Origin of the sequence: Micromonospora sp. 15K316 (assembly GCF_004348525.1) — a bacterium.
In the GTDB taxonomy this organism is placed as follows: Bacteria; Actinomycetota; Actinomycetes; order Mycobacteriales; family Micromonosporaceae; genus Micromonospora.
Genome location: NZ_SMKG01000247.1, coordinates 1 through 8,183, shown reverse-complemented (window position 1 = coordinate 8,183; position 8,183 = coordinate 1). Strand labels below are relative to the sequence as shown.

General features: G+C 73.9%; 6 protein-coding genes. 4 read left to right on the top strand and 2 right to left on the bottom strand.

Annotated features, from left to right (window positions below):
* The first annotated feature begins 84 nt into the window (after positions 1 to 84).
* Positions 85 to 657 (top strand): DUF3000 domain-containing protein, encoded by a 573-nt coding sequence (locus tag E1211_RS28190; protein ID WP_132352610.1) that lies wholly within the window; start codon positions 85 to 87, stop codon positions 655 to 657.
* Positions 658 to 672: 15 nt separating this feature from the next.
* On the opposite strand, the gene E1211_RS28185 is transcribed toward E1211_RS28190, so the two are convergent.
* Positions 673 to 1,473 (bottom strand): hypothetical protein, encoded by an 801-nt coding sequence (locus E1211_RS28185; protein ID WP_132352608.1) that lies wholly within the window; start codon positions 1,471 to 1,473, stop codon positions 673 to 675.
* A gap of 169 nt (positions 1,474 to 1,642) precedes the next feature.
* Positions 1,643 to 2,932, bottom strand: a complete 1,290-nt coding sequence (locus E1211_RS28180; RefSeq protein ID WP_132352612.1) for a S1C family serine protease — start codon at positions 2,930 to 2,932, stop codon at positions 1,643 to 1,645.
* A gap of 205 nt (positions 2,933 to 3,137) precedes the next feature.
* Here E1211_RS28180 and E1211_RS28175 point away from each other — a divergent pair, with 205 nt between their 5' ends.
* The 3 genes from E1211_RS28175 (at position 3,138) to E1211_RS28165 (ending at position 7,996) form a co-directional block, all read left to right on the top strand.
* Entirely contained in the window at positions 3,138 to 4,478 is a 1,341-nt protein-coding gene (locus E1211_RS28175) for a ribonuclease D (protein ID WP_132352606.1), read from the top strand.
* Positions 4,479 to 4,709: 231 nt separating this feature from the next.
* A complete protein-coding gene (locus E1211_RS28170; protein WP_132352604.1) occupies positions 4,710 to 5,930 on the top strand; it encodes a thiolase family protein in 1,221 nt (406 codons plus the stop codon).
* Positions 5,927 to 7,996: a 3-hydroxyacyl-CoA dehydrogenase NAD-binding domain-containing protein gene (locus tag E1211_RS28165; protein ID WP_132352602.1), complete on the top strand. Its 2,070-nt coding sequence runs from the start codon at positions 5,927 to 5,929 to the stop codon at positions 7,994 to 7,996. The genes E1211_RS28170 and E1211_RS28165 overlap by 4 nt, the downstream gene beginning before the upstream one ends.
* Positions 7,997 to 8,183 lie beyond the last annotated feature (187 nt).

The window sequence follows — 8,183 nt, the reverse complement described above, 5'->3', positions numbered from 1 at the left end:
AGATTTGTATAAGAGACAGGCGCGCGGCCCTCCTGTCGGCGTGCCGTCGCGGCGGGCGGAGGCGTGGCGGCATAGGCTGCCGACATGGCCCCCCCGATCGCGCTCCCGGAGACCTTCGCCCGCGCGGTCGCCGGGCTGCGGTCCACGGCCCCCCGCCCGGAGATCGTGCTGGAGGAGGTCGGCGCGCCGCAGCGGCTCGCGCCGTACGCCTTCGCCCTCTCCGCGAGCGTCCTGCGCAACGAGGACGAGGTGGCCACCGGCCGCCTGATCCTGCTGCACGATCCGGCCGGGCACGAGGCGTGGCAGGGCACCCTGCGCCTGGTCACGTACGTGACCGCCGAGCTGGAGGTCGACCTGGCCGCCGACCCGCTGCTGCCGGGGGTCGGCTGGACGTGGCTCACCGACGCGCTCGACGCCCAGGACGCCGCTCACCGCGCGATCGGCGGGACGATCACCCAGACCATGTCCACCCGGTTCGGCGAGCTGGCCGGGCCGCCCGCCGTCGGCGACATCGAGATCCGCGCCTCGTGGACGCCGGTCGACGACGATCTCGCCCCGCACCTGCTGGCCTGGTGCGCGTTGCTGGCCTCGACGGCCGGGCTGCCCCCGCCCGGGGTGACCGCGCTGCCGGAGCGTCGCCCCGCCGGCGCGGCCTGACCCCCACGGGCGGCGTCAGAGGTAGTTCTCGGCCTCGTCGCAGACCTTGTCGAGGCCACTCATGGCCTTGTCGTAGGCGCTCTTGTCGCCGGCCGCCGACGCGGCGAGCGCGGTGGTCAGCTTGTCCAGGCAGGTGGCGATGACCTTCTTCTGCCGGGCCTGCTCGTCGCGGTCGTTGCGGGTGCCGGTGAGGTCCTGCTCGGTGTCGGCCAGCTTGTCCTGCACGCCCTGCAGGTCGGTCTTCAGCTTCTGGATCTCCTGGGCGTTCGCGGCGATGGTGCCGTCGCGCTCGCTGACCTGGGCGGAGAGGCGGCGCTCGGTCCGGTCCAGCTCGCTGTTCTTGGTGACGTAGAGGCCGGTCATCACGCCGCCGAGGACGAAGAAGAGGCCGGCCACCAGCGCCAGGACCAGCACGGTGCGCCCCTTGCCGGCGCTCGGGGCGGGCTGCCCGTACGGGGGCGCGAAACCGGGCGGCGCGGACATCGGGGCGCCGTAGTAGGGGCCGGAGACCGGCGGCACCGACATCGGCTGGTCGGGCCCGGGACCGGAGGTCGGCGGCGCGGAGACCTGACCCGCGTACGGCGGCACGCCGGCCGGGGCCGGCGGCGCGGAGAAGGGCTGCGCCGGGAAGGGCTGGGTCGGCGCACCGGGCTGGACGGGCGGCATGGGCTGGGTGGGCTGCGCGACGCCGTACGGCGTCGGCTGCTGCGGGAACTCGGTGGTGGCGCCGTCGTACGGCGGCTGACCGGGCACGGCCGGGGGCTGCGCCGGGTCCGGCGGGGGGTAGCCCTGCGGCCCGGTCGGTGGTTGCGTCATCTCTTCCTCCAGGTGAGCCGGTCCGGTGCGGCGGTAGCCACCGGACCTTCAGTGGTACGACGGCCGGTCAACGCGACCCGGCCGGTGTCAGGGGCGGGCGGCCGAGCTGTCCGGAGCTGGACAGGGCTCGGCCCGGCCTCGCCTGTGGTGAGCGAAGAGGCTGCGGCGGTCAGCAGATCTTGAAGCCGTCGCAGGCGATCTCGATCGGCACGGCGAGACCGATCCCCTCGGCGTCACGAGCCTTGGCGGTGGCGATCCCGACGACCTGCTTGCTGCCGTTGACGACCGGGCCGCCGGAGTTGCCGGGGTTGATCGGCGCGTCGAATTGGATGACCGGCCCCGAGCCGTCCCGGGCGTCGCGGAACGCGCTCACCACGCCGGTGGTGACGCTGTCCTCCAGCCCGAGCGGCGCGCCGACCACGACGATCTGCTGACCGGACTTCACGGCCTCCGACGCCGCGGTCAGGCCGGTGAACTTCCCGGTGGTGCGCAGGTGGGCGACGTCGTTGGTCTTGTCGACCTTCACGATGGTGGCCGGGAACCGCTGGTCGGTGCGCTCCAGGAAGACCTCGCGGTCGCCGGCCTCCCAGACCGCCTCGACCACGTGGAAGTTGGTGAAGAGGTTCGTTCCGCCGCCGGCGGCGGGCTCGCCGATGGCGAAGGCCGTACCGGTGAACTGCCCGGCACGGACCCGGAACACGCTGGGCAGCACCGCGCCGGCCACCGCCTCCGGGTTGAACGTGGCCCCGGCCTGCTTCTCCAGCGCCTCCGCCCGCTTCTCCAGGCCGTCGAGTCGGGCGCGGTCGTCGCCCTGTGCCTCGGACACCTGCCGGTCGGTGGTCGCGAGCCGGTCGGTGAGCCGGTCGATCTGGTACGCCTGGAAGCCGGTCAACCCGGCCAGCGCCAGGACGACCAGCGCCGCGACCACGGCGGGCCAGCGCCTTCGGCGCGGCCCGGTCGGGGGCAACACCGGCTGGCTCGGGTACGCCCCGACGCCGCCCGGCCACACCGGCCCGGCGGGGGGCAGCGGCCCGGCCGGGGCGAGCGGCCCGCCGGGCCCGGACGCCGGCGCCCCGGCCGGCCCGTAGGGCGCCGCTCCGGCGGGATTAGCGGACGCCGGCACGGCGGACGCCGGGGAGCCGGGCTGCGCCGGAACGGGCGCACCCGGCGGGAACGGGCCGGCGGCCTGCGCCGGCACGCCCGGCGGGAACGGATTGGCGCCCGGTGCCGGCCCACCCTGCGGGAACGCAACGCCGGGCTGAGCCGGCGCCGGCACGCCGGGGTGTGGTGGCACCGGCGCGCCGGGCCAGCCGGGCGCGGCGCCGAGCGTCGGCGCGATTCTCGGCGGCAACGGTCCGGGGCGATTCGCCGTCGGGGCCCCGGTCGTCTCGTCGGAGTCGTGCCCCGCCGCCGGATCCTGCGCCGGACCGTGCCCGCCCGGACCGTAGCCCTCCGTCATGATCCCCATGCCCTCCCCGTTGACGCTGGTGCCGCCACCCGCACCAAGATCAATCGACAGGCGCGGCGGCTCGATGGACCGTACCGGCGCGGTCGGGGTTTGTCTCCCCCGTTGTCCGTACTCGGATCGCGGTCCGGGCCATCCGACGGGCGCACACGCCGACCGGCTGCACCCGCAGGTTCCCGGCGCGCACTAGGGTTGTCAGGTGACCGACGAACCACCCCTGCGCCGTCGGGCCGCCGAGAGCCGTTCGGACGACGCACCGCACGACCCGCTGTCAGCTCAGCCGGAGCCGGCGGACGCGGGCACCGACCCGAGCGCTGACGGGCCCGAGCTGCTGACGTCTCCCCGCGAGGGAACCCCGCAACCGGTGGCCACCGCGGCGGAGCTCGCCGAGGTCGTCGCCCGTTTCGCCGCGGGCAGCGGCCCGGTCGCGCTGGACGCCGAGCGCGCCTCGGGCTACCGCTACAGCCAGCGGGCGTACCTCGTGCAGCTGCGCCGCGCCGGCGCCGGCACCGCGCTGATCGACCCGCTGCCGCTGTCCGACCTGACCCCGCTCGACGAGGTGATCGGCGAGGCGGAGTGGGTGCTCCACGCGGCGAGCCAGGATCTGCCCTGCCTCGCCGAGGTGGGGCTGCGCCCGCGCCGGTTGTTCGACACGGAACTGGCCGCTCGGCTGGCGGGATTCGAACGGGTCGGGCTGGCCGCGCTGACCGAGCAGCTGCTGGGGTTCACCCTGGAGAAGCACCACTCGGCCGCCGACTGGTCCAACCGGCCGCTGCCCGAGTCCTGGTTGACCTACGCGGCGCTCGACGTGGAGCTCCTCGTCGACCTGCGGGACGCGCTCGACGAGGAGCTGGCCCGGCAGGGCAAGTCGGAGTGGGCGGCCGAGGAGTTCGCCGCGCTGGTCCGCACCGGCGCCCGGCCGCCGCGGGTCCGCGCCGAGCCCTGGCGGCGCACCTCCGGCATCCACCGGGTACGCGGGGCGCGGGCCCAGGCCCGGGTCCGTTCGATGTGGTACGCGCGAGACCAGATCGCGGCACGCCGGGACGCCGCGCCGGGGCGGGTACTGCCCGACTCGGCGATCATCGCGGCGGCGGAGCTGGACCCGAAGGACGAGCGGACCCTGCTCACGCTGCCCGGCTTCGGTGGCCGCTCGGTACGCCGGCTGGCCCGTACCTGGCTGGCCGCGCTCGACGACGCGCGGAACCTGCCCGACGACGCCCTTCCGGTCGCCCCGGTGGTCGAGGGCCCGCCACCGCCGCATCGGTGGGCGGAGCGGGACCCGGTGGCTGCGGCACGGCTGGCCCGGTGCCGGGAGGTGGTGCTGCGGATCTCCGGGGAGCACCGGCTGCCCGCCGAGAACCTGATCGCCCCGGATTCCGTACGCCGGCTGGCCTGGGTCCCCCCCGAGGAGGTCACCGAGACGACGGTGGCCGAGACGCTGCGCGGCTTCGGCGCGCGCGAGTGGCAGATCGGCCTGCTCGTCGCCGACCTGACCACCGCGCTCACGGGCCCCGGCCCCGTACCCACCGAGGCCGGGTGAACGCACCACTGCGTCGATCATGAGGTTGGTGGGGAGTCCGCTCCGTCCTCCCCGCCAACCGCATGATCAACGGGTCGTCGTCGCGGTGTGGGGTGCGCCACACCGGGCGTGGTGTCCGGCTTGGTTACTGACAAGTAGCATCCGAGGAACCACGCCCGTGCCGGCGACCTTCGTTCGGTCCGCGCCGCCTGTGGGCGCCGAGGCCGAATCACGGTCGAAAAGGAGGCTCAAGTGCCCCGTGAAGTTCGGGATGTCGTCTTCGTCGACGGCGTCCGCACCCCGTTCGGCAAGGCGGGTGGCATGTACGCCAACACCCGCGCCGACGACCTGGTGATCCGCTGCATCCGAGAACTCCTGCGCCGCAACCCGCAGCTGCCTCCGGAGCGGGTCGAGGAGGTCGCGATCGCCGCGACCACCCAGATCGGCGACCAGGGCCTCACCATCGGCCGGACCGCCGCCCTGCTGGCCGGTCTACCCAAGGCGGTCCCCGGCCTCGCCATCGACCGGATGTGCGCCGGCGCGATGACCGCGGTGACCACTGTGGCCGGCGGCATCGCCATGGGCGCGTACGACGTCGCCATCGCCGGCGGGGTCGAGCACATGGGCCGCCACCCGATGGGCGAGGGCGTCGACCCGAATCCCCGGATCCTCGCGGAGAAGCTGGTCGACCCGTCCGCGCTGGTCATGGGCGCCACCGCGGAGAACCTGCACGACCGGCTGCCGCAGATCGGCAAGGAGCGCGTCGACGCCTTCGCGCTCGCCTCGCAGCAGAAGACCGCCAAGGCGTACGCCAACGGCAAGCTCCAGGGCGACCTGGTGACCGTCGCGGTGCGCGACCCGGAGACCGGCTGGGGCCTGGCGACCGTCGACGAGGCTCCCCGGGAGACGTCGATGGAGAAGCTCGCCACGCTCAAGACCCCGTTCCGCCCACACGGCAAGGTGACCGCCGGCAACGCGGCCGGGTTGAACGACGGGGCGACCGCGAGCCTGATCGCCGCCGAGGAGACGGCGCGCGAGCTCGGCCTGCCGGTCGCCATGCGGCTCGTGTCGTACGGCTTCGTCGGCGTGGAGCCCGAGGTGATGGGGTACGGCCCGATCCCGTCCACCGAGAAGGCGCTGCGCATCGCCGGCCTGACCATCGACGACATCGGCCTCTTCGAGCTGAACGAGGCGTTCGCGGTGCAGGTGCTCGCGTTCCTCGACCACTTCGGCATCGCCGACGACGACCCCCGGGTCAACCAGTGGGGCGGGGCGATCGCCATCGGCCACCCGCTCGCCTCCTCGGGCGTCCGGCTGATGACCCAGCTCGCCCGGCAGTTCGCCGAGCACCCCGAGGTGCGCTACGGCGTCACCGCCATGTGCGTGGGCATCGGCATGGGCGGCACCGTGATCTGGGAGAACCCGCACTGGACGGAGTCCGGCAAGCCGGCTCAGGGGGAGGGCAACAAGTGAGCGCGCTCGCCGCACCGAACGAGGTCGTCACCCGGGCGCTGCTGCGGGAGGTGCACGTACCGGGGCTGGACCGCCCGGCGGCCCTGATCACCCTCGACAACGGCTTCGACCACACGAAGCCGAACACCTTCGGCCCGGGCGGGCTGACCAGCCTGGACGAGGCGATCACCGCGGCCCTCGCCGCCGACCCGGCGTTCATCGCGGTCACCGGCAAGCCGTACGTCTTCAGCGTCGGCGCGGACATCACCGGCCTGCCGCTGCTCGCCGACCGGGAGCAGGCGCTCGAGATCGGCCGGCTCGGCCACCGGGTCTTCGCCCGGCTCAAGGACAGCAGCGTGCCCACCTTCGCGTTCGTCAACGGCGCGGCGATGGGCGGCGGCCTCGAGCTGGCGCTGCACTGCCACTACCGGACGCTCTCCGGCGGCGCGGCGGCGCTCGCGATGCCCGAGGTCTCGCTCGGCCTGGTACCCGGCTGGGGCGGCACCCAACTGCTGCCGAACCTGATCGGCATCCCGGCGGCGACCCAGGTGATCATCCAGAACCCGCTCATGCAGAACCGGATGCTCAAGCCGAAGCAGGCCGCGGAGATGGGCATCGCGGACGTCCTGCTGGAGCCGGCCGACTTCCTGGAGCGCTCGCTGGAGTGGGCCGCCGGCGTGGTACGCGGGCAGATCACCGTCACCCGGCCCGAGGTGGACCGGGACATGTGGGCCGGCGTGCTCTACTTCGCCCGACAGACCCTCGACCAGCGGCTGCACAACGCGGTCCCCGCCGCGTACAAGGCGCTGGACCTGCTCGACACGGCGAAGGACGCGGACTTCGCCACCGGCACCGCCGCCGAGGACGAGGCGCTGGCCGACCTCATCTTCTCCGAGGAGCTGCGCAGCGGCCTCTACGCGTTCGACCTGGTGCAGCGGCGGGCCAAGCGCCCCGCGGGAGCGCCGGACAAGAGCCTGGCCCGCCCGGTCACCAAGGTGGGCATCGTCGGCGCCGGTCTGATGGCGAGCCAGCTCGCGCTGCTCTTCGCCCGCCGCCTCCAGGTGCCGGTGGTGATGACCGACCTCGACCAGGCGCGGGTCGACAAGGGCGTCGGGTACGTCCACACGCAGATCGAGCAGCAAGTCACCAAGGGTCGGATGGACAAGGGCACCGCCGCCAAGCTGTACGGCCTGGTCAGCGGCTCGGTCGACAAGAGCGTCTTCGCCGACGCCGACTTCGTCATCGAGGCGGTCTTCGAGGACCTGGCCGTCAAGAAGCAGGTCTGGGCCGAGCTGGAGAAGATCGTCAAGCCCGAGGCGGTGCTCGCCACCAACACCTCCAGCCTCTCGGTGACCGCGATGGCCGAGGAGCTGGAGCACCCGGAGCGGGTGGTCGGGTTCCACTTCTTCAACCCGGTCGCGGTGCTGCCGCTGCTGGAGATCGTGCGGGGCGGGCGCACCGACGATGCGACGCTGGCCACCGCGTTCGCGGTGGGCAAGCAGTTGAAGAAGTCGTCGGTGCTGGTGAAGGACGCCCCGGCGTTCGTCGTCAACCGGCTGCTCACCCGCTTCCTCGGCGCCGTCTTCGCCGCGGTGGACGCGGGCACCCCGCTGGACGTCGCGAACGGCGCGCTGGACCCGCTCGGCCTGCCGATGCGCCCGCTCGCCCTGCTCCAGTTGGTCGGCCCGGCGGTCGCGTACCACGTGGGCGGGACGCTGCACGCCGCGTTCCCGGACCGGTTCGGGGTCAGCGAGAACCTGAAGCGGATCGCCGACTCGGGCCAACCGATCGTCGTCGACGACGAGGTGAACCCGGAGGTGGCGAAGCTGCTGGTGGTCGGCGACGCGCCGCTGGACGCCGCGCAGGTCCGGCAGGACGCGCTGGACGCGCTGGCCCAGGAGATCCGGCTGATGCTCGACGAGGGTGTGGTGGCCGAGGCGCAGGACATCGACCTCTGCATGATCCTCGGTGCCGGCTGGCCGTTCCACCTGGGTGGCGTCACGCCGTACCTCGACCGGACCGGAACGTCGGAGCGGGTCACCGGCCGGCGTTTCCTCCCCCGCGGAGCAGCCAGCCTGCCCGCCTGATCCCGCCGCTCCCCCCGCAGAGCGCGGTGGCCGCGACCGTCCGATCCGGACGCCGGCCACCGCGCTCTGCCGTACGGGTCACATGTTCCGGCACCTGACGGCCGGCCGTCCGGGGCAGCGACGGCGCACGGGGCGTGGTTACCATCACCCGTCCGGCTCGCCCACCTGGAGCTGCCCGATGTCGTAC